This is a genomic window from Rothia sp. HMSC061E04 (assembly GCF_001813685.1).
Lineage (GTDB): Bacteria > Actinomycetota > Actinomycetes > Actinomycetales > Micrococcaceae > Rothia > Rothia mucilaginosa.
Map to the genome: position 1 here is coordinate 127,935 of NZ_KV813694.1, position 2,141 is coordinate 130,075.

Annotated in this window: 1 protein-coding gene; it reads left to right on the top strand. The window is 61.0% G+C overall.

From position 1 onward, the window contains the following. The first annotated feature begins 516 nt into the window (after positions 1 to 516). Positions 517 to 2,061, top strand: a complete 1,545-nt coding sequence (metG, locus tag HMPREF2927_RS02125) for a methionine--tRNA ligase (RefSeq protein WP_070685106.1) — start codon at positions 517 to 519, stop codon at positions 2,059 to 2,061. Positions 2,062 to 2,141 lie beyond the last annotated feature (80 nt).

Genomic DNA, 2,141 nt, shown 5'->3' on the forward strand with positions numbered 1-2,141 from the left:
ATTCTTCGGAATCGGCGGGATTTTTGCGTTCCCTGAATTTTATAGATTTTGGCTTGAGGTATAGATATTCCCCTTGCTCCTACAGGGAACCCGTCCTCGCTTCGCTTCGGACACCCTGATGTCGCGACGGGGAATATCTATACCTCTGCGCATCTGTGGTTCAGGGGTTCGCGGAATCTCGCCGGTTCGTTGGGTTGCGTGGTGGTTCAGTATGTGCGCCCCGTGCCTAGCGAACTGGGGCGGGGGAGGCTGTCGCCTCTTGGTCTGTTGCCTGGTGGCTGGTGTTTTGCGTGTGGGGCGGGGGAGGCTGTCGCGGTTTAGCGTGTTGCATGGTGGCTGAATGTTTGGGCTGGTGCGCCGTGTTTTCCGGAAGCGCCCTCCGGGTGACGGGTGCCCCTGCGTAGGCGCGGAGGAAACATGCGGCGTGCTAGCCTCCACCCACACGCAATGAGTCAGCGCGTATCAGACTATAACCAGGGTGAGAGTCGTACCTAATACTGCGGTAAACTGAAAGTTATGACTGCAACTCCGTTCTACATCACCACCGCCATCTCCTACCCCAATGGCAACCCGCACATCGGCCACGCCTACGAAACCATCGCAGCCGACGTGCTAGCCCGCTTCAAGCGCCTCGACGGCTTCGACGTGCGCTTCATGACCGGCACCGACGAGCACGGCCAGAAGATGCAGACCACCGCCGAGAAGCTCGGCAAAACCGCCAAGGAACTCGCCGACGAGAACTCCGCACGTTTCAAAGCAATGAACGACGCGCTGAACATCAGCTACGACCGCTTCATCCGCACCACCGACCCCGACCACTACACCGCTTCCCAGGCCATCTGGAAGCGCATGGAAGAAAACGGCGACATCTACCTCGACAAGTACGCCGGCTGGTACTCCGTCCGCGACGAAGCCTACTACGCAGAAGACGAAACCGAAGTCCGCGACGGCCAGCGCTACGCCATCACCACCGGCACCGAAGTCGAATGGACCGAAGAAGAATCCTACTTCTTCCGCCTCTCCAAGTACGGCGACAAGCTCCTCGAACTCTACGCCAACGAAGGCTACGTCTACCCCGAATCCCGCCGCAACGAACTCATCTCCTTCGTCAAGGGCGGCCTCAACGACCTGTCCATCTCCCGCACCACCTTCGACTGGGGCGTACCCGTACCCGGCAACGACAAGCACGTCATGTACGTGTGGGTCGACGCCCTCACCAACTACCTGACCGGCCTCGGCTACCCCGACACCGACAACGAACTGTTCACCAAGTACTGGCCCGCCGACCTGCACCTCATCGGTAAGGACATCACCCGATTCCACTCCATCTACTGGCCCGCATTCCTGTGGTCTGCCGGAATCGAACTGCCCAAGCGCGTCTTCGGCCACGGCTTCCTGCTCGTCAACGGCGAGAAGATGTCCAAGTCCGTCGGTAACGTTGTCGACCCCGCAAACCTCGTCGACGCATTCGGCCTGGACGCGGTCCGCTTCTTCCTCATGCGTGAAGTGTCCTTCGGCCAGGACGGCTCCTACTCCGAAGAGTCCATCATCAACCGCATCAACTCCGACCTGGCAAACAACCTCGGCAACCTCGCCCAGCGTTCCCTGTCCATGGTCGCCAAGAATTGCGGCGGTGCCGTCCCCACCCACGGCGAATTCACCGAAGCCGACCGCAAGATCCTCGACCAGGCGGCAGCCCTCTACGAGCCCGTCCGTGCAGACTTCGACGAGCAGGCATTCCACCGCGCTTTGGAACGCATCTGGACCGTCCTCGCAGACACCAACGCCTACTTCGCAGAACAGGAACCCTGGACCCTGCGCAAGAATGGCGAACTCGACCGCATGAACACCGTGCTGTACGTAACCCTCGAGGTCGTACGCCAGGTCGCTCTGCTGCTGCAGCCCGTCATGCCCGACGCAACCGCCAAGCTGCTGACCCTGCTCGGCGTACCCGAAGGCGACGCACGCCAGTTCGCAGCCCTCGGCACCGCACTCGTGCCCGGCACCGAACTGCCCGCACCCGCACCGGTGTTCCCCCGCTACGAAGCGCCCAAGGCATAACAGCTGCTTCTGACATAGCGTGAGAAAGCCCCCGGCTTCCCCACCCAGTGAACTGCCTCCCGTTTCTTGGACATCAAAAC

Coding starts and splice junctions, on each gene's coding strand:
- metG (WP_070685106.1), top strand. CDS start 517: ATGACTGCAACTCCGTTCTACATCACCACCGCCATCTCCTACCCCAAT.